Source organism: Paenibacillus sp. FSL F4-0243 (assembly GCF_037963295.1).
Lineage (GTDB): Bacteria > Bacillota > Bacilli > Paenibacillales > Paenibacillaceae > Paenibacillus_AQ.
The window spans coordinates 342,126-362,188 of sequence record NZ_CP150151.1 but is presented as its reverse complement, the minus strand read 5'-3'; the positions used below and the strand labels follow the sequence as shown (position 1 = coordinate 362,188).

Annotated in this window: 22 protein-coding genes; 4 read left to right on the top strand and 18 right to left on the bottom strand. The window is 45.3% G+C overall.

What is annotated here, in order from left to right; genetic code table 11:
- Positions 1-43 precede the first annotated feature (43 nt).
- The 4 genes from NSS87_RS01645 to NSS87_RS01630 form a co-directional block, all read right to left on the bottom strand.
- Positions 44-1,405 carry a sugar phosphate nucleotidyltransferase gene (locus NSS87_RS01645; RefSeq protein ID WP_339248389.1) on the bottom strand — a complete coding sequence of 454 codons (1,362 nt, stop codon included), beginning with the start codon at positions 1,403-1,405 and terminating at the stop codon, positions 44-46.
- Between the two features lie 11 nt (positions 1,406-1,416).
- The gene (locus NSS87_RS01640) at positions 1,417-2,253 is read right to left on the bottom strand and encodes a DUF6492 family protein (protein WP_339244397.1); all 837 of its coding nucleotides are present in this window, start codon (positions 2,251-2,253) and stop codon (positions 1,417-1,419) included.
- A complete protein-coding gene (locus NSS87_RS01635; RefSeq protein ID WP_339244395.1) occupies positions 2,226-2,627 on the bottom strand; it encodes a hypothetical protein in 402 nt (133 codons plus the stop codon). The genes NSS87_RS01640 and NSS87_RS01635 overlap by 28 nt, the downstream gene beginning before the upstream one ends.
- Positions 2,628-2,696: 69 nt before the next feature.
- The gene (locus NSS87_RS01630) at positions 2,697-2,933 is read right to left on the bottom strand and encodes a hypothetical protein (RefSeq protein WP_339244393.1); all 237 of its coding nucleotides are present in this window, start codon (positions 2,931-2,933) and stop codon (positions 2,697-2,699) included.
- 308 nt (positions 2,934-3,241) lie between these two features.
- Here NSS87_RS01630 and NSS87_RS01625 point away from each other — a divergent pair, with 308 nt between their 5' ends.
- Positions 3,242-5,539, top strand: coding sequence for a UvrD-helicase domain-containing protein (locus NSS87_RS01625; protein WP_339244392.1), 2,298 nt, complete (start codon positions 3,242-3,244; stop codon positions 5,537-5,539).
- Positions 5,540-5,605: 66 nt separating this feature from the next.
- Here the strand turns inward: NSS87_RS01625 and NSS87_RS01620 are convergent, their stop codons facing one another.
- The 14 genes from NSS87_RS01620 to NSS87_RS01555 all read right to left on the bottom strand — a co-directional run bounded on the left by NSS87_RS01620 (position 5,606) and on the right by NSS87_RS01555 (position 17,134).
- Positions 5,606-6,187 (bottom strand): 50S ribosomal protein L25, encoded by a 582-nt coding sequence (locus tag NSS87_RS01620; RefSeq protein ID WP_042184221.1) that lies wholly within the window; start codon positions 6,185-6,187, stop codon positions 5,606-5,608.
- A 171-nt stretch (positions 6,188-6,358) separates the two neighbouring features.
- A complete protein-coding gene (locus NSS87_RS01615) occupies positions 6,359-6,631 on the bottom strand; it encodes a helix-turn-helix transcriptional regulator (protein WP_262495646.1) in 273 nt (90 codons plus the stop codon).
- A gap of 15 nt (positions 6,632-6,646) precedes the next feature.
- Positions 6,647-6,883 carry a hypothetical protein gene (locus NSS87_RS01610; protein ID WP_042123499.1) on the bottom strand — a complete coding sequence of 79 codons (237 nt, stop codon included), beginning with the start codon at positions 6,881-6,883 and terminating at the stop codon, positions 6,647-6,649.
- A 109-nt stretch (positions 6,884-6,992) separates the two neighbouring features.
- On the bottom strand, positions 6,993-7,310 hold the full coding sequence (locus NSS87_RS01605) for a hypothetical protein (RefSeq protein WP_060623858.1): 318 nt from the start codon (positions 7,308-7,310) through the stop codon (positions 6,993-6,995).
- 93 nt (positions 7,311-7,403) lie between these two features.
- Positions 7,404-8,270 carry an alkaline phosphatase family protein gene (locus NSS87_RS01600; protein WP_339248387.1) on the bottom strand — a complete coding sequence of 289 codons (867 nt, stop codon included), beginning with the start codon at positions 8,268-8,270 and terminating at the stop codon, positions 7,404-7,406.
- A gap of 14 nt (positions 8,271-8,284) precedes the next feature.
- Positions 8,285-9,328 carry an ABC transporter ATP-binding protein gene (locus NSS87_RS01595; protein WP_339244387.1) on the bottom strand — a complete coding sequence of 348 codons (1,044 nt, stop codon included), beginning with the start codon at positions 9,326-9,328 and terminating at the stop codon, positions 8,285-8,287.
- Positions 9,325-10,128 carry an ABC transporter permease subunit gene (locus NSS87_RS01590; protein WP_042184213.1) on the bottom strand — a complete coding sequence of 268 codons (804 nt, stop codon included), beginning with the start codon at positions 10,126-10,128 and terminating at the stop codon, positions 9,325-9,327. Before NSS87_RS01590 ends, NSS87_RS01595 begins: the two co-directional genes overlap by 4 nt.
- Positions 10,125-11,048, bottom strand: coding sequence for an ABC transporter permease subunit (locus NSS87_RS01585; RefSeq protein WP_042184211.1), 924 nt, complete (start codon positions 11,046-11,048; stop codon positions 10,125-10,127). Before NSS87_RS01585 ends, NSS87_RS01590 begins: the two co-directional genes overlap by 4 nt.
- 92 nt (positions 11,049-11,140) lie before the next feature.
- Positions 11,141-12,253, bottom strand: coding sequence for an extracellular solute-binding protein (locus tag NSS87_RS01580; RefSeq protein WP_076285102.1), 1,113 nt, complete (start codon positions 12,251-12,253; stop codon positions 11,141-11,143).
- 194 nt (positions 12,254-12,447) lie between these two features.
- Positions 12,448-13,224: an ABC transporter permease gene (locus tag NSS87_RS01575; RefSeq protein ID WP_339248386.1), complete on the bottom strand. Its 777-nt coding sequence runs from the start codon at positions 13,222-13,224 to the stop codon at positions 12,448-12,450.
- An 18-nt stretch (positions 13,225-13,242) separates the two neighbouring features.
- Positions 13,243-14,019, bottom strand: a complete 777-nt coding sequence (locus tag NSS87_RS01570) for an ABC transporter ATP-binding protein (RefSeq protein WP_339244385.1) — start codon at positions 14,017-14,019, stop codon at positions 13,243-13,245.
- Between the two features lie 11 nt (positions 14,020-14,030).
- Entirely contained in the window at positions 14,031-15,062 is a 1,032-nt protein-coding gene (locus NSS87_RS01565) for an ABC transporter substrate-binding protein (protein ID WP_076285212.1), read from the bottom strand.
- 22 nt (positions 15,063-15,084) lie between these two features.
- Entirely contained in the window at positions 15,085-16,539 is a 1,455-nt protein-coding gene (locus tag NSS87_RS01560; RefSeq protein ID WP_339244383.1) for an aryl-sulfate sulfotransferase, read from the bottom strand.
- Between the two features lie 28 nt (positions 16,540-16,567).
- Positions 16,568-17,134, bottom strand: a complete 567-nt coding sequence (locus NSS87_RS01555; RefSeq protein ID WP_231573460.1) for a MarR family transcriptional regulator — start codon at positions 17,132-17,134, stop codon at positions 16,568-16,570.
- A 382-nt stretch (positions 17,135-17,516) separates the two neighbouring features.
- On the opposite strand from NSS87_RS01555, the gene NSS87_RS01550 reads away from it, so the two are divergent.
- The 3 genes from NSS87_RS01550 to NSS87_RS01540 are packed head-to-tail and all read left to right on the top strand — an operon-like array spanning position 17,517 to position 20,015.
- Complete coding sequence (locus tag NSS87_RS01550) at positions 17,517-18,263, top strand: metal ABC transporter ATP-binding protein (protein WP_042184202.1); 747 nt, start codon at positions 17,517-17,519, stop codon at positions 18,261-18,263.
- Positions 18,256-19,098 (top strand): metal ABC transporter permease, encoded by an 843-nt coding sequence (locus NSS87_RS01545; RefSeq protein WP_339244381.1) that lies wholly within the window; start codon positions 18,256-18,258, stop codon positions 19,096-19,098. Before NSS87_RS01550 ends, NSS87_RS01545 begins: the two co-directional genes overlap by 8 nt.
- Positions 19,095-20,015 (top strand): metal ABC transporter substrate-binding protein, encoded by a 921-nt coding sequence (locus NSS87_RS01540; RefSeq protein WP_339244380.1) that lies wholly within the window; start codon positions 19,095-19,097, stop codon positions 20,013-20,015. Before NSS87_RS01545 ends, NSS87_RS01540 begins: the two co-directional genes overlap by 4 nt.
- The last annotated feature ends 48 nt before the right edge of the window (positions 20,016-20,063 follow it).

The window sequence follows — 20,063 nt, the reverse complement described above, 5'->3', positions numbered from 1 at the left end:
GTACGCTGGATTAAACCCGGTTGATTTTTTTCAATCTATTGAATTACAAATGATCAGGAGCGCTTTCCTCCCCCACCCATTCAGCAGAAACACGTACATAATCCCCCACATCAGAAGATGTCACCAGTTCAATAATGATCAATTCGAGCGGCGTAATCGCCCGCAAACCATGTCTCGCACCGGCAGGTACTATAACTGTGTCTCCGGCTGCAACTGCATAAAGAACGCCGTTCATACGGTACTCTCCATTGCCCGAAAGAAAAGACCATATTTCTTTGGTATGCCTGTGAAAATGATAGCTGGTGTGCTTCCCTGCCAACATCGTGATTTTGGAAGTCGTAACCTCAACTCCAGCTGCTGTTCGTGAGAAATCCAGAATGCGTGAGCTTCCCCACCGCTTTTCTTCAATCATCGGCTTCGCGGCATGACCCTCCAGCTTCTGCTTAATCCGTTTCGCCTGCTCGATCCCAGCAACCAAAATACCATCCGCACCCGCCGCCACAATCAAACCTGGGGCACCGATGACATGTACGGGACAAGAGAGTTCGTTCACTAAATAGGTTCCTTTTGAATCCTCAGAAATGCTCCCCCTGCCAATTACCTTTTCCTGCAAATGAGGGGTAAGCGCATCCCAACTACCAATATCCGCCCAAACTCCGGTGTAAGGAATAACTACTGCTCGCTGCGTATGCTCAAGCACTTCATAGTCAAAACTTCGTTCTGGCAATTCGTCATAACGCTCCACTAGCTCCATGTAATCTGCTGAAAGATTCCGTTCCACCATAGTTGAGAGCAAGTATCCTAATGTGCAGGAGAACACCCCACAGTTCCATAGTCCTCCACAGGAGATGAACTCGGCTGCCGCCATTTCGTCTGGTTTCTCTGCAAATTGCTTCACATTTAAAAAAGACATCCCCTCTGAACCTTCACTCGGCAATATATACCCGAACTGTGTGGATGGGAATTCAGGCGTAACACCGATCAGGGCAATATCCGCTTGTGATTCGGACAGCACGCTGGGAAACTGCCGAAGCTGACTGAAAAAAGAAGCCTCCACATAAGAATCCACCGGAATGACCACAACGATCTCTTCTAAGTCTATTTTCTTCACGGAATGCAAATAGCTCGCCGCCAATGCAACTGCAGTAAAAGTTCCCCGCTTCTGTGGCTCCGCCAGTAAAGCAACCTGATTGCCAACAGATTTGCGGGTAATTTCCACCTGACTGCGATGGGTTACAATGCAGCTTGAATCTAACAATCCTGCCTCATCCAGCCCTCTGCATACTCGCTCGATCATCGACTCCATGCCGCCATTTTCTGTTGGAAGAAGTCTTAAAAATGCCTTTGACCTGATCTCATTCGACAGCGGCCACAGCCTCTTCCCCGATCCCCCTGAAAGGAGCACGATCTGCAACGCTATCGCCCCCCTGCGCTGGACTTACTACTCGGTGTTCTCACATACCCCTTTCGTTTATGAAAAGACAATGATCTATACCTTTCCGCCAGCTCATTGAGCTTCTGCTTGGACAGCTGACCTGCATTCATATGGAGGCCTTTATTGCGTGCTTTTTGGATCTTCATGCCCCCGCGATCCTTTGAATACAGGTAATTCCCATAAGTTTCGAATTCAGAAAAAGCAAATTGCTTAGTTCGGTTCATACTGTGTATAATCGCCGAATACCAAGGCTTCTGATGCTTTGCTTCAATCTCTCTTTTCATCTGAGTCAATTGGCTGCGTTCAAACAGCATATAATGCGTCACAAAAGAAGAAGCAGATGCCGCCTTCTTACCCATTAGCTTCCTATAGGTTGTAAAGTACTGAGGCTGACTCCAATTGCGACTGTAAAAAATCGTCTTTCCCTTTTCACGGAATCGATGAGGAGCGATTAAGACCGTATCTGCATCGATGACTAAAAAATAGTCAGCCGTACATAGCTTGTCACCATTCAGCTTCAACAATTGCTGGAACAACCAACCGGATCTTTCCCATTTCCGTGAACGGTAATGGATATCTTTTTTTGTAATCGGAAGGACTGTATTCTCATCGACAAAGGTACAGCCCTTTTTTCGGCAGAAATCCAGTATACGAGTCTTTTTTGGAGCAACAATCAATATACGACCTATCGGATGCTTAACATGTGTTCGGACAGCGTCAATAACATAGGGGAGTGTAGCCAAATCTTTCTCGATAGCCGGAATCAGTACATCTATGGTAACGGCATGTCTTATGCGGACCTTATTGGGCGAGGGCATACGGTCATCTCCATATCATGATTTTGCTTTAGGATATGAGGATAATAAGGAAAGGGAATGGGCTTTACTGTAAACTTAAGAGAGGACAAGGGGGGATTCATACCCTTCTTTTCGCCCATAGAGCCCAATTCGCTCCTTTCTGGGGTATTTATACCCTTCTTTTCGCTCACAGAGCCCAATTCGCTCACTTCTGGGGTATTTATACCCCTCTTTTCGCTCACAGAGCCAATTCCGCTCACTTCTGGGGTATTTATACCCCTCTTTTCGCCCACAGAGCCAAATCCGCTCACTTCTGGGGGATTTATACCCTTCTTTTTGCCCATAGAGCCCAATCCGCTCACTTCTGGGGGATTTATACCCTTCTTTTCGCCCACAAAGCCAATTCCGCTCACTTCTGGGGTATTTATACCCCTCTTTTCGCCGCCGGAGCCAAATTCCCGCATTTATACGGGATTTATACCGCACATTTCACCCCCAGAGCCCAATTCCAGCTTTTCTACGGTATTTATACCGTTCTTTTCGCCCGCGGAGACCGATTCCAGCCTTTCTACGGGATTTATACCGTTCTTTTCGCCCGCGGAGACCGATTCCAGCCTTTCTACGAGATTTATACCGTACATCCCGCCACTTGAGCCCAATTCCAGCTTTTCTACGGGATTTATACCGTACATTTCACTCACCGAGCCCATTTCCCATATTTCTACGGGATTTATACCCTACATCCCGCCACTCGAGCCCGATTCCCGCTTTTCTACGGGATTTATACCGTACATCCCGCCCACCAATCCCCATTCACACAACCAAGCTCCACACTCCCCCATACTATATCCAGCATTTTTTTCTGTGCAGTAAAAAGGCTGGGATGGTATATTGTAGATTGGCTAAATTTTCGGCGTATTTTAATCGGCACATTTTAAGATGAACTCAACCATTCTCCAACTAGTTTTGTTGAGCTCACTCTATACAGAAATATATGAAGGTGAATCTATTGAATAAGCTCTTATTTCATAATATCCCGCTGGGAGCAACCGGCGAACGCATCCCGCAAGCGGCAGTAGCTTCAGCACAGACCAGCACAGAGCTAGTGAAGCGGGAGGAGGGGGACTCCGCTTATTTCCGCAGGCTCGAGGAAGGCGGCATCCTGCTCAACCGCCCGCAGATTGCTGCGGTGCGGCATCATAAAGGGCCGCTGCTGACACTGGCCGGTGCAGGCTCCGGCAAAACCTCGGTTCTGATCTGCAGAACCGGTTATTTGTTGTCCGTGCGCGGCGTCTCGCCGAGTCAGCTGCTATTGCTGACTTTTTCGAGTAAAGCCGCGGCAGAAATGCGCGAACGAATCGCCCTGCTCCCGGGAGTTAGCACAGCGGACGTTGCAAGACTTCAGGCCCGTACGTTCCATTCTTTTTTCTTATTTTTCTTGCGCAGACAAGGATTGCAACAGGAAATTTTCAGTGAGACACGGCGCCAGCACATCCTATTGAAGCAGATCATGCGTGAGCTCGGACTGCCGAAGGATGCTTATCCACCGGAAACCGTACTCTCTCTGCTCTCTTCCTGCAAAATGAACATGGGCACCGTGGAAGATCTACCAGAAGGCACCACCGCCGAAAAAGAAATGAAGTCCATTCTGGAAATATACGAACAATGGAAGCTAGACAATTTCAAAATCGATTTCGACGATGTCCTCTTAATTGCTTATCGGATGCTGAAGGAGCGTCCGGAGCTTTTGCAAGAGTTGCAGATGAGATATCTGTACGTGATGGTGGATGAGTTCCAGGATACAAACGCCTTGCAGTACGAACTTGTCAAAATGGTCGCTCACCCACAGCATAATCTAATGGTGGTTGGTGATGATGACCAAACGATTTATTCCTTCAACGGAGCGCGCAGTGAGTTCATTCTAGAGTTCGAGAAGCTCTATCCGGGAGCAAGGGTTATTACACTCGATATTAATTACCGCTCAGGCCCAGCTATCGTTGGACTTGGCAACGGCATTATCAAGCACAATACACGTCGGCGTTCCAAAACCCTGCAAGCCGCAAGAGGTAGTGGAAGTCAGCCACGATATATGCGTCCGCAAACTGCAGATGAAGAAGCCGAGCAGATGATCGAGCATATTTTAAACGAGGTCTCTAGCGGCAAAAGAGAATATAGCGACTTCGCCATGTTGTACCGGGCCTCGAGCAGCAATCGGGCCGTTCTCGAACTGCTCCTTTTACGCGATATTCCCTATATTGATTACGGAGAAGGGCAATTATTGTACGAGCACTGGCTGATCTCTCCGGTAGTGGATCATTTGCGACTCTCCTTGAATCGGCGAAATTTTGCAGCGATGGAGAATATCCTGCCGACACTATATATGAACCGTGAAAAAGGTATGAATCATATCCGCCAGATGGAAGCTAGACAGCCCAAGCAAGGACCGTTAATCCACCTATTGTCTATGCCTGGCATGGAAGACTTCAAAGGGACTAAACTAAGAGATCGACTCGATCTAATCCGAAATATACGCGAACTGACCCCAATACAAGCAATCCGGCAGATTCGTACCCAATTCTATGATTATTTCATCGAAGCGAATGAACGGCATCAAGCGACGCTGCATCGAGAGACGTTAAAAGAAATGCTAGATGAGCTAGAATCCTCCGCGGCGCGTTTCGACAGCATCCCTGCCTTTCTTGATTTCATAGATAATGTCACGGAGCGTAACGAGCATAATCGCCAACCAGGCACTAAAGAGCAAGGCAATCGGATTGCATTAATGACCATTCATAAATCAAAGGGGCTAGAGTTTCCTGTAGTCTTTTTAATTGGAGCGTCTGAGGGAATTCTTCCGCATAGCTCTGCACTGGAGGGCGACCGGTTAAAAGACCGCAAGCTTGCTGCCGGAAGCAGCGGAGCCTCAAGCTTAGCAGCACTGGAGGAGGAACGGAGACTGGCGTACGTGGCCGTTACGAGAGCCCGAGAGGAGCTATTCATCAGCTCACCTGCACAGCATCGGGGTAAAAAAGCGGAGGTCTCCCGCTTCATGTTATCCGCCTTCCGTTCAGCGGTTTCTTCCACAGCAGCAACTACGGTGAGTAGAACCGTGACAACAAGATCCTTGCCGACCAGCCGAACAGCCGCTACAAAAACCCATGTCGTTCCGGTATGGAACTGCACGGGCAGCAGTTGTCCTGGTTGGACACGCATGAAAGCTGGCGGAGCTGAGGATCATCTAACCTCAAAGCCCTGCCCCTTATGCAGCTCACCTATGGCAAAGGATCAGCGAGAAGTTCCCGTATGATTTACACGCAAAAAAAGCAAGTTTCCTCTTCCCTGGAAACTTGCTTTTTTTAATATAAATATATATTTAAGCTGTAGTTACTACTGCTTCTTCAACTTCTTCATGCACAGTCTTAATCTGAATCATTACTGCATTCGGATCGGTCAGCACTTCGATTCCATCTTGGAAAATCAGGTCAGAAACTAGCAGCTGATCGCCAATATCAAGTTTACTAATATCTACTTCCATAGAAGTAGGCAAAACGCCCGGCATACAACGAACTTCTACTTCATACAATTCCACTTGCAATACGCCACCGGCTTTCACGCCGATTGCTTCCCCTGCAAAATGAATCGTAACTTTACTATCCATATTTACAGACATGTTCACATGCTGGAAATCAATATGCAAGATCTTACCTGACAGAGAATCCTTTTGAATATGCTGAACAATGATCGGCATTGCTTCATCGTCCGTTGTTTTTGCTTGCAGAATAGCCCGTGGATTTTTTTTCAAAGTACCCAACAGCTCTTTTTCATCCACTTCTACGTTCAGAGTATCTTTACCCACTCCATACAATACAGCCGGGATACGTCCCTGTTTTCTTGCTAATTTCTTTTGGGACTTTGTTTCGCCAGTACGCTTGTTTAATTGAATAAATTTACTCATTTTTTATTTCCTGCTCTCTTTGACCATAAATTCTTGTCAGTCTAAGTATAACATGACCATATAATCTAGTCAAATTTAGCAGAGATCTCCCTTTTCCATACAAAAAAGAAGACTTGAGGTAATTCAACTTCCCATTCCTCAACTCTTCCCAACTGCACTTTCTCAATTTATTTAACGCTTACTTAAACCATGTTCACCTATCACTTCTTCTATTGTACAATCACTTTCATTCAACTCTTCGATTCCAATGAGTTCCCCAGGCTGTACATTAAAATATAAACAAAGCTTTAAGAGCAAGTCTCTGGGATACTGTACCATCTCATCCTTATACATACGGCGAACCGAATCAAAGTGATAATTAATATCCTTAGCAAGCTTTCGTATAGAGAGTTTGGGATCATGATTCTCCATGACCACACTTAATTTACTTCGGATAACCGGCATATATTCACCTCCAGCTTAAGTCCACGCCCACAAAAATCCATCGCGATCCCACGCGATTTTGCCGCCGTGCAGCTTCCGGAAAGCTTTCTTTACTTCCTTGGACAGTGAGGCATTGCCATTCTCATTCACAAATACAAATTGTTCCCCAAAATTCTCTTTCACATATTCAATCGCCGCGGTCTGATACAAGGTACCCGTAAACCGAATTTCCTTAACCATCCATTCCGCTACATCTTGTGCTGTTACTTCCATATGGATGTGCCTCCTTTCATGTACTTCATGCTAAAATGTGCCCTCATTATAACATGAATACAGCCCGACCGGACAAACGTCCGAATCGGGCTGTATTAGGATGTCTTAATTATTGTGGATAGGTATGATTCGAAGGATAACGAGTCTTCTGTCCACCGCTTACCATCAACAGAATCCCTGTAATCAAGTGTAATACCCATCCCACTATTGGAATCCAAGCCAATAAAGAAGTTACAATTCCGAGCACTGAACCATAGATAGATTCATTGTTCTTTAAAGATAAAATCAAAGTGATTAGATGAAGAATAAACATAAATCCCAGTACAGAGTACCCACTGAACACTACAATAGTAGCACCCAGAAATGGAATTGCCAAAATAATTTCAAACGAGCCTGTAATCCATTTCATAGCTTTAGAAGCGCTCAAAAGACAACCTCCTAATAGGTAAAATATACTATTTATTATACAAAAACCCAGCGTTCCCGTATATGATTTTCATCTTGCTTTACTATTTTATTTTCATCCTAAAATCACAGGTTCATTCACCTCATGAAGTGGTTGCTTTTGCACAAAAGGGGGCAAGCCTTCCTTGCTCATTGCAGCTGAGGGAGCAAGCCCTAAGCAGTGGCACATTAACGGAGCCAGCCTTAATTGGGGGATTGCTTGATCTTCTTTTGCCAGAGGCAATGCATCTACTCCAAACGTATATAACGGCACATCCCGCTCGGAAGAGGTGCCCCCTCCATGGTACCCATTTGCGTTCATTCCATGATCTGCCGTAATCAGAATCTTATACCCCTGCTCCATCCAAATAGGCAAAACAGTGGCTAGCAGTCCATCGGCGTTACGCACGGAAAGCTCATATTCCTTGCTCTCCCCGCCATAACGATGCCCGGCGTCGTCTATATTCATGGAGTGAATGTATAGAAAATGCGGATCATAAGCACTCCGTAAATACACGGCATCAGCAAACACATGACTGTCAGGATAGTGATCCTCGAAATAAAAGCTGCCATGCTGAATTGGCATCATCACATTATGCTGATGGCGATCAGCCAGTGGATCAAAGGGGGCCGAATTATAAAGCTCACTGACCCAATGATAGGCGACAGCAGCTGTACGCAAATTAGCGGCTACTGCCAAATGAAATACACTTTCTTCATGGCTAGGTCTCACAATATGGTTAGCCGTAATTCCATTTTTGGACACGGGTGTACCCGTTAAGAGCACTTCATAAAGCGGACGTGATAGACTGGGTAACTCCGACTGTACTCGATAACAAGATAAGGATCCTTGCTCCACAAGATGCTCCAGATAGCCCATGTATTTGCGAGCAGCATCATATCTAAGTCCGTCCAAGACAACCACAATGAGTTTATTGGTCATTTCCGTCAATCTACTCACGCTCCTTCTCGCTCTAAATGTAAAAGCTCGGAAGGGTTCAACGCCAATGTGACTTTGTCCCCTTCTCTAGCCCGCAGCCAGCGTCCATCATTTAAAAGATCAACCGTTAATCGGATTCCTTCAGCCTCAACCGTACATCGAATAATATTGCCTAGCACAGACACAGATTTAATCACTCCATTCACCAGTTGTGCTCCGGCAGCAGCCTCCTGCTGACCCGCCCCATCATGCAGTAACGTTACGGCTTCGGGGCGAATAGCAAAGCTGTCCATCCCACTATCTATTCCGTGGAACAGCGCCATCACCTCTGGCCGAGTCAATACGTTATAACTGCCCATGAACCGGGCAACGAACTCTGTGCGCGGCGCGGTGTACAGTCCTTCCGGTGTTCCATCTTGGACGATGCGTCCACCATTCATAATGCAGATGCGGTCGGATAGAATCAGCGCTTCTTCCTGATCATGCGTAACGAATAGAGTCGTCATGTTAAAGCGCTTCTGAATATCACGAATTTCAGCACGTAGATTCTTGCGGATCTTGGCATCGAGTGCACTCAGGGGTTCATCCAGCAGTAATACTTTGGGCTGCACGGCTAGAGAACGGGCCAGCGCTACCCGCTGCTGCTGTCCACCGGAGAGTGACTGCGGATAGACGTCCCGCTTCTCCTCTAGATCGACTAAAACCAGCAGTTCCTCGCAGCGGCTACGTCGGGCGGCTTTGGACAAACCACGCATCTTCATTCCATACTCAATATTTTGGCTCACCGTCAGATTAGGGAATAGAGCATAAGACTGGAACACCATCCCCACCTCGCGTTTACGGGGCGGCAGATTTGCCAGATCTTTATTCTCTAGAAGGATTCTGCCGCCATCCAGCTCCGAAAGGCCAGCTATGCAGCGAAGTAACGTACTTTTCCCGCAACCGGAAGGTCCTAGCAGCGTCACAAGCTCCCCTTCACGTATCTCCAAATCTATATTGTCTAGCACACAGGTCTCACCAAACATTTTGAGTATTCCCTGCAGCTTCAGATAATCGTTCATCCCTTAACGCCTCCTCCCATCTTTTTGCCAAGCTTCATTAGTACCATCGAAAGAACTAGAATAAACAGAAAATACGAGATGGCAATCGCACTGGCTAAATGTCCGCTTTCGCCCATTCTTTGATATAGATACACCTGAATCGTCTGAATATGCCCGCCAACTAGCATGTTTGTAAGAACAAATTCACCGAACAGAACGGAAAATGATAATAAGGTAGAGACGATAACGCCAGGCCAGATATTTGGCAAAATCACATTCATAAAAGCCGTTCTGCGGCGGGCTCCAAGCAATTCTGCGGCATGCAGCAGTTCTACGGCGTTAACGGTCAACAGACTATTGCGAATGCCCTGATACATATAGGGAAGAATGACCACAAAATACGCCCCCACCAATAAATAAGCTGTTCCAGCGATATCAAAGAGGCCAGAGGAATAGGTACGAATAAGTCCCACCGCAGCCACTACACCAGGCACCGCATAAGGCAGAACAACAATCACTTTCATAAAGCTCTCCCAGCGCGGAAAATAAATGGTGATGACAAAAACAGCTGGCAGCATCACGGCCAGACTCAGCACCACGCTAATCAGGCATAAATACAGCGAGGTCCAAAGCGCCTCCAAAAAACGAATATCCTTAAACATTTCTCCAAACCAATTCAGTGTCCAAGCTTGAGGCAACAAGGTATTCTGCCAGTCCTGCGCGAAGGCATAAATACCGGTTGCTAACAGTGGAAGTAATAAATACACCATGAGCATTAGCATGAAAGTGCGCGGAGCGAAGCCTGCTTTACGTATATTCATTGCCCCACCTCCTCACTAGCTGCCGTCCACAAGCGCCGAGAAGATTTGGTTTTCACATCCGGTTTACTGAGCGCTTTAGCTCCAAATCTCTCCGTTCGCCGAACCATCAGATGATTCAAATAGACGGCCAAAATCGTAGTCAGACCCAGCAGAACAGCAAGCGTACTCCCCATTTCTGGCTGAGTAACCACATCTCCAGCAACCAGTGAACCGATACGTACCGCCAGCAGATTATAATTCCCGCCAACCAAAGCATATGCCGTTGCATAAGCACCCATCGCATTGGCAAACAGTATTCCCAGTGTGCCGAAGATCGCCGGAGTTAGAATTGGCAGCCCAATCGTCTTCCAGAACTGCCACGGTCCTGCTCCCAGCAAGGACGCCGCCTCTCTCCACTGCTCACGAATTCCGTAAAAGGATGGATACAAGAGCAGTAAGGCTAAGGGAACCTGAAAATATACATACACCAGAATCAGACCTGACCAGCTATATAAATCAAAATCGGTAAAAACACTCCAGCCCCACTGTTTGAATAAGAGCGTAAACACTCCATTGTTACCAAGCAAAATAATATACGCAAAAGCCAGCGGAACCCCTGCGAAGTTAGAGGTCATATTCGACAGCATTAAGAGTCTGTCTCTTACTCTCGGAGTGAACCGAGTAATACAATATGCACAAAAAAGTCCGACAATGATCCCTATCAGACTTGAGGTTAAAGAGATCAGCAAGCTGTTCTTGATTGCCTGCATGTAATAGGCACTTTGCAGTGCATGCAGATAATTGCCTAGCGTAAGCCCAGTTCCATCTGCCTTTTGGAAACTTCCCGTCAGCATGGACAATACAGGTACCAGCTGAAATGCCAACACCATCAGTGCAAACGGAATGAGTGCCAGGATCACACCGCGGCTTTTCTGTTTCAACTTCCTCACTCCTTGTCGCGGGAATAGAACAAGGGCACCTTACGGCATCGTAACGAAGGCGCCCTGTTTCTTTTTTTGGGGGAAGAACAATTCTAGTTCAAATGCACAAGCACACGTTCCTGCCATAACTGTGGAATGGTCTTCGCTGTTTCTTCCCATACCTTGTAATCACCAACAGGCTTAGCGTTAACATACTCCTCTTTTGGCAGCAGCTTAGCCGCAACATCATCCGGCAGTGTTACACTGTCACGAATCGGACGAGCGTACCCTTTGGCAAGATTAATCTGTCCTTCATCACTAAGGATGTATTGACGTGTCAGCTTCGCAGCGTTAGGATGCGGCGCATATTTGTTAATGATCGTTGCATATCCACTCACCACACTGCCTTCCTTCGGAATGGCTACCGCGAAGCCATCTTTGTTGATCTGATCTCTATAGTTCAAAGCGTTGAAATCCCACAGCAGGGTAACTTCTACTTCCCCTTTTTCAATGTTAGCAAGAGAAGCTTCTGCATTGGAGAGACGTCCTTTTTTAGCTAAATCTTCGAAAAAAGCAATCCCCGGTTCAATGTTCGACTCATCGCCACCAAAAGCAATCGCTGCGGCCAATACAGCCATCTGCGCTTGAGCAGCTTTGGTTACATCACCTACGATGATTTTGTAATTTCCGTTCTTCAGATCTTCCCAGCTCTTCGGTGGATTAGCCACGAGCTTGGTGTTTGTCAGAAACGAAATCGTCCCTTGATAGCCGACAATCCAATTCCCGTCCTTATCCTTAGCCCAATTAGGGATCTCATCCCAGTAGGTCGTTTTATAAGGTTGTGTTACTCCTTTATCCACGGCAACCGATCCAAAAGCGATACCTACATCTCCGATGTCAGCCGTTGGTTTATCTTTTTCCGCATCAAACTTGGCAATTTCCTCCGCGCTCGACATATCCGTATCTGAATGTGTAAGACCATACTTACTACTCATATCACTCCATGTATCTTTCCAGTTCGCCCAGGAATCCGGCATTCCCACGCTGATAACACTGCCCTCTTCTTTAGCTTTACTCTCGATCTCGGTCAGACTTAATTCTTTGGTGCCAGCATTTCCATTCGTTGATTCGTCAGCCTTAGCCGAATTTCCACAAGCAGCAAGCAACAGGACGAGCAAGGATAACATTAGACCCATCGATAATTGATTTTTGATCCCTTTTTTCATGATTTCCCCTTCACTCCTATTTCTTATTTGCGGGCTTCTCTATGCTCCAACTGTTAGGCACCCAATTGCAGTATAGGCGTGTACTATTTTCGCGGCATTAAGGAGGATAGGAATATTTGTAAATAAAAAGTAAGACATACCAAAAAACCACCTGATTCACTCAGGCGGTTCTCGTGTTTATGCTTAAAGCTATACTACCTTCTACGCGCCGCCACACTTACCACGCCGTATCTATAGAGCACTTTCTTGCCGAACCATCCAAATAACCGATCCGTGAAAAAGCCCATAAAGCCAAGACAGAATAACCCTACAAAGATCCAATCTGTCCGGAAAAACAATCTGGAATTCCAAATCAGATAACCTACACCTTCGTTCGAAGCAATCATTTCCGCACCGATAATCGCCATATACGAGGTTCCCATCGCTAACCGGATGCCTGTAAAAATATACGGTATCGTCGCCGGGACGATCACATGAATCAGAATTTGCCACTCACTGGCGCCCATACTACGGGCTGAGCGGATTTTATCCTCCTCTACGGACATCACACCGGTCAAGGTATTCAGCACCACAATAAAAAAGGTAGCGTACATAATCAACGCAATCTTCGACTGCTCCCCAATGCCAAACCACACTAGAAACAATGTAATGAATGCAATCGGCGGGATAAAACGAATAAAGTTCAGAAAAGGCTCTGCAAAGATACGAATCATATTCACCTTTCCAATAATCAGACCTACGGGAATCGCCATTAAACTGCCGAGTACCCAGCCAATTAGCACCCGGTAAAAGCTAATCCCGATATATTGCATCAAAGTTCCGTCTTCCAGAAGTTCCTGTCCACCCTTAAGCGTACTCCACGGTCCAGGGATCACATCAGGACCGTAGATCACTGCCCCAAGCTGCCAGACGCAGAGTGCGGCAATCCATAGTATGGATACAGAAACCCATTTCTTTTCCACCCATTTCATCATCTGTCCCACCCTATCCTATTCTTCGAAATGGCTCTGAATCTGGTTGTATAGCGAGTAAAATTCCGCTGAGGCTACGTCCCGTGGATAAGGCAGCGTATTGTCATAAATGTCCGTGATGTTAGAGGAAGGGCCTACAGACATAATGCCGATCCGTTCCCCCAACAGCAAGGCTTCCTGAATATCATGGGTTACAAAAATTACCGTCTTATGCGTCTGTTGCCAGATGTTGACCAGTTCTTTCTGCATCGTCCTCCGGGTCATCGCATCAAGCGCACCAAAGGGTTCATCCATCAGCAGGATCGCTGGATCATTGGCAAGCACCCGTACCAGCTGAACACGCTGCTTCATGCCTCCCGATAACTCCTTCGGGAACTTCTCCTCATGCCCGTTCAGTCCTACAAGTCCGATGAACCTATCCGATATCGTGCGCCGTTCAGCCTTTGCGATTTTCTTCATTCGCAGTCCAAACTCCACATTCTCTCGAACCGTTAGCCAAGGGAATAAAGAGGAATCTGCTTGCTGAAATACAACTGCCCGATCTCTGCCAGGCTTATTCACCTCTTCGTTATCCACCCGAAGGTTACCGCCAGATTTGGAAACAAATCCGGCGATCATATTCAGCAGCGTCGACTTTCCGCAGCCACTTGGACCGAGTAGAACGAAGAACTCTCCACCTTTGATTACGAGATCCACATCTTTAATAATATAATGAACATCTCCAGCGGCTGACTCACTGTAGCTCTTGCGAAGCTGCTCAATATGAATGGTGTGCTGCTTAGCAGGTGATGACATGCTGAACCCTCCTATTTCTTATACGTGACTTTTTCCGGCAAAGCTTTGGTTAGCGGTTCAAGATTCAGCTTGCTATCCAGATCAAAATCCTTCTCAATGATTCCATTGTCGACCATATATTTCTTCTGCTTCGTCAGACTGTCATAAGCCGCCTGCGTGAATCCGAGCGCCCATGGATTGTTCGGAAGATCTTTGATCGTCGATTCCTTAGGCTGCTTCACTTCCTCGTACATCAAATCAGCAACCTCATCTGGATGAGCCTGGGCATAGCCCCCTGCTTCATCCACTGCTGCGAGAAAGTTCGCGATCCCCTCTGGATTTTTCGTTACAAAATCATTCCCTGCTACAATGCCCATCCCTAACCGCACGGTTGTTTTGGACATATCCGTCAGCTCATGTACGCCTGCAAGGGCACCCAGCTTATCATTAAGAACTGAACCATAGAACCATGCACCATCCACAGCCCCTTGCTTCAAAGCGATATAAGATTCGTCAAAGGCTCCCTGCCCTATCAATTCCACATCACTGAGCGCGATGTTATGCTCTTTTAAATATTCATCCCAAAGGTACGGAATGAAGGTTCCACGAATAAAGCTCAGCTTCTTGCTTTTCAATTCCTCAGCTGTCTTGATATCATCCTGTACGAACAGCTTCCATTCTGTAGAAGCTTCATCTGTCGCCAGACCCGCAGAGGCGATGATAGCGTAATCTCCTTTCGACACTGCGTTCAACAAGGGAAAATCGGCCCCGAAAGCCACATCTACCTGTTTAATGAAGAGTGCATTTACACCTTCTGCCGGGGAACCAAAGTTGACTAGTTCGGCGTCTATCCCGTGTTTGGCGAAGATACCTTTATCTAATGCCACACGAAAGGTTGGATTCGTATTGATGTCAGCGATTTTAATCTTCAATGTCTCTTTTTTGCCGTTCAATGCTCCATCTTTAGAGGACGACGCATCACCTTTGGAGCTGCAACCTGATAATAGGATAACAACGGATAAGGATAAGAGCAGAAAGCTTGAGCTGATCCATGACTTTTTCACAACGACATCCCCCTCAAATGTATTAGTTGGCTTTGCGGCTACTACCTTCATCAGTCGTCGCCACACAAGCAGCCCCCTCAACAAACGGCAGGGTTGTTGCCACGTTCACTACCGAATCCGATCCCTTAGGTGCAGCTCCTGGTACTCTGAACTGCGTGACATCTATCGGCTCAATCGCTTGTTCTTCCGGCTTCTCCAGCTGCGGTACCCACGCATAAGGCACACGATAGGAACGGTAAACCATGTTTGTATTTCTGGAATCGTTATACGGCGAGATGTATTCCCAGACCAGTTCATGCTCTGGCGTAACCTCGAAAAGTCTACCGTTAGATCCTTCTGTAATTAAGGTGTTGCCATTCGGTAACCGCTGGGCTGAGCTGATATAAGGACTATAGAATTTATAAGAATCCGTCGGAACAGAGAATCCTGCTTCTGCCGCGGTATACTGCCATTCAATTTCGAGTGTCACTGGATTAATCTCTAGAATTCGAGAGTAGTCGCGAAGTGCATTTTTTTGCCCAAAGGGTGAAGATGGATTGGGAAGACCATAACCGCCCCAACCTCCGTTATCAAATACAAGCAGGTTTCCTTCTCCCGGCAAGCCCTTCGGAATGATGTGCGCATGATGCTGGCCAATGATCCAATCGATATGCTTCAATTCTGGCAGTGAGTAATCTGGACCAATTCTCCACACGATGGCCCCGGTACGCTTATCTGTAATTGCGATAATATTCGCTTCCCGTGCATCCCAGATCACGTTATCTGGATGGAAACGCTCATCGCCTGCATCGTAAAACTTATTAGGTCCTACATACGAAGCTGAATTGATATGCAACCAGTCACCGACACCGCCCCCCAGATTCCCGAAGGAGCGTGAGTTAGGATCACGGAATAAGACGTTTTTCGCCGCTTCATCAAAGCCTAGCTCTGCAAAATGTTCATTCGGGGCCCACTCCCAAACGATATTCCCTTCCCAATCCACTTCGATAATCGTGTCATCCAGCAGCTGCTTGTCGGAGATTTGGTGGTTGTAGATATTTTTGTGAGCGAGGATTAGGGTTTTGCCACCGTCTACCTTAGGCTCTAGCCCTGGTGCAAAATAACCCACCGGATTGCCTTCGCGCTGATAGTCATGATGCTGGCGGGCATACCAGAGCGGTTCATAACCCGGATCTTCTATATGTTCATAGCTGTTATATTTCCATACGATGTTACCGTCCCAATCGACCTGCACCAGATCTACATTATCCTGAATGCCAAATTTGGGATCTCTCCTTCCTGTACTGCCTAGCACATAACCACCAGGGAAGATTTTAGCCGGAAACCCGAGCAGTCCCTTCCACAGATGCACTTCTTTACCGTTCATATCAATCAGTACAACACCTTCTTCACCCGCTTGAAATACGGTATAGCCACTCCACGCTTTGCTCGGATTAAATACGGTTGCTCCAGTTGGAAATATGGTTGAATGTCCCATCGTTCATCTCTCCTACATTTAATTTATTTTAATAGCTAAGATAATTACTTTTCTTTGTGACTGCTCGTGGCTTCTGTTCAAGGTTTGGAGAAGCTTCAGCCTCAGCATTCTCCTTCACCAGCTTCAGCAAGATGTCTGAGAATCCTTCGAGATTACTAATGATCCGCTGATAAAAGTGACTTTGCTGCACCAATTCCTCTTCCGTGAACCCCTCAAACAGAAGCGAAATACATCGTTCCCCAATGTTGCTGTTAAGCTCTGCCATCTTCCGGCCTTTGTCTGTGATGTCCAGCATCACCGTCCTGCGGTCCCCTTCCTTACGTCTGCGTACAGTAAATCCGCCTGCCTCAAGCTTATCGCTCAAAGCTGTGATCGCACCTGACGTAAAGTCCAGTTCATCTGCTAAATCCCCAAGCCGCTGTTCACCCTCGCGAATGATTTTATGTAGAATCAGCATGCCGGGTAAAGAGATGCCTGCTACTGCAACCTTATCCCGTTCCTTTACAAATCTGCGGACCATCTTGCGGAATACCCAGTCCGTCTCCTCCAGCTGTCTCCAATACGTATCGCTCATTCTTACCTCATCTCTCTCCATAGCCAACAAAAAAAGACTCCCAGCACATATCCCAGGCAAGGGAAAAGTGCGGGAGCCTTTGGCGGTCCAATCGGCTCAGATAAATTATTTCACTGTTCATTTAATTAGTGTTTAAGTATTGCTGATATCATATAACCCTTTATTCCTACCTGTCAAGTATGTATTTTTAATTCTAAAAAAATCACCCCGATACCGGTGCAGATCGCATGCTTGTACTAATTCAAAATCAAATAAATTTTAAGCTTTTTCATTGACATTTTGCCCATTGTTAAATATATTGTACCTAAGAATAAATGTTTACCTAGGGAAACAAATTAGATAATTAAAATAAATGTTTCCAATAGGAAACAAATCAATAAATTTCAAGACGAGGAGCTTTTTAATGATTGAAATTAGAAACCTAAACGTGGATTATTTCGGTAATTCAGCGCTAGAAAATGTAAATATCGATATTCCCTTTGGGTATACCATCGGAATTATCGGGCCAAATGGTGCAGGAAAATCGACATTCATTAAGTCATTGTTAGAAGTAATCAAGAAAAGAAGCGGAACGGTGAGGGTAGAGGGAAAAGACATTTCTGAGTATAAACGGAAGATCGCATATGTACCGCAAAAAAATGATATTGACCTTACTTTTCCAATCACAGTGAACGATACAGTGCTAACTGGAACCTATCCAAACTTAAGAATCTTCCAGCGCCCCGGGAAAAAAGAGCGGCAACGCGTCGAGGAATGTATGGCCATGGTAGATATAAGTGATCTTGCAAATAAACAAATTAGTAATTTGTCTGGAGGACAACTACAAAGAGTTTTTATTGCCAGAGCGCTTGCCCAAAAAGCGGATGTATTTTTTTTAGACGAACCTTTTGTCGGCATAGATCTTGTCAGTGAGAAAATTATTGTAAAACTGCTTAAACAGCTTCGCGAAGAAGGGAAAACCATATTGATCGTTCATCATGATTTACATGAAGTCGAAGAATACTTTGACAAAGTAATCATTCTCAATAAAAAGCTTATTGCTTTTGGCGATGTGAAAGACACCTTTACAGCCGACAATATCCTCAATGCTTACGGGGCTTCCTTAGGTAATCTTGTAATCAAAGGAATGGGGGGCGCCGAAAATGATTGATTATTTCTCATCATTATTAAACATTCCGATCTATGCGCTTAACGCAGGATTGTCTGCTATCATTCTTGGCATTGTTTCAGGGGTTTTAGGAAGTTTTATTGTACTTAGAAAAATGTCATTAATGGGAGATGCTTTGTCTCATGCTGTATTACCAGGTGTGGCGTTATCTTATATTTTAGGGATCAACATTCTTGTAGGAGCTTCATTGTTTGGACTTTTAGCGGCCATCCTCATTCAATTCATAACAAGTCGCAGCAATATCAAAAGTGATACCTCGATCGGAATTATTCTCAGCTCATTTTTCGCTCTAGGAATTGTCTTAATCACTTTCGCCAAGAGCGGGCTTGATTTAACTCACATTTTATTCGGTAACATCTTAGCCGTCCCGCAGTCCGAGTTAATGCAATCATTTATTATCATGCTTGTTGTTATAACCATCATTTCATTGTTGTATAAAGAGCTGTTAATTAGTTCGTTTGATCCTGTCGTCTCTAAGGCATTTGGTTTAAAAACGGGATTCTATCATTATTTATTGATGATGCTGTTATCCGTGGTTACTGTGTCCTCATTATCTCAAGTTGGAATTGTGCTTGTTATTGCAATGCTAGTTATTCCAGCAGCTACATCATATCTTTGGACAAATAAGCTGATCCATATGATTATCCTGGCTTCCACCATCGGCGCTGTATCTGGAATTATAGGTGTGATCATTAGCTTCAGATTCAATTTACCTACAAGTGCCACCATTGTTCTAGTAGGGGTAAGTTTGTTTGCTATATCATTTATTATCTCGCCCAAAAATAATTTTCTAAGAAAAGGGGTTAAACAAGGATGAAAAAAACAATAAAGATGCTCTCTTTGACAATGTTCATCTTGCTATTTACCGCATGTTCAAATGTTAGTGAGGGAGAAGCAGACCATGACAAGTTGAAGATTGTTGCAACCTACTCCATTATCGCGGATATGACCGAAAACATTGTAGGGGAAAAAGCTGAGGTCTATAGCATGGTTCCCATCGGAACAGACCCGCATATGTACGATCCATTACCTAAGGATACAAGTAAAGTATCTAGTGCAGATTTAGTTTTTTATAACGGATTGAACCTGGAAACAGGTAAGGGGTGGTTCCAAGACCTTCTTGATGTCACTAATAAAAAGGATGTCGCTTTTGCCGTCTCAGATGAAGTAACTCCAATGTACCTAACAGAAAAAGGCAAAGAAACTCAAGAAGATCCTCATGCCTGGCTTGATGTTCAGAATGCTATTAAATATGTAGATATCATCACTAAACATGTAATCGAAAAAGATCCGGACAACAAAGAATTTTATCTGAATAACCAATCAGAATATGTTAAGAAACTTAATGAATTGGATCAATATGCAAAAGAAGCGGTAGAAAAAGTCCCGCAGGAGAAACGTATTTTGGTTACAAGCGAAGGGGCATTTAAATATTTTTCAAAAGCCTACGGATTTGAATCCGCATTTATTTGGGAAATCAATACCGATAGTCAAGGAACGCCAGAACAAATGAAAAATATAATTAAAATCATTGATGAAAATCAAGTGCCGGCTTTATTTTTGGAAACGAGCGTTAATCCGAAAACAATGGAAACCATCTCCAATGAAACGGGTGTACCGATACATTCTAAGATTTTCACCGATTCTTTAGCTAAGAAAGGCGAAGAAGGCGACACATACATTAAGATGATTAAATGGAATATTGATAAAGTCGTTGAAGGATTGTCGTCATAAAAAAAGGCTGTCGAGATTTTTCTCGACAGCCTTAACTTTTATAATAAC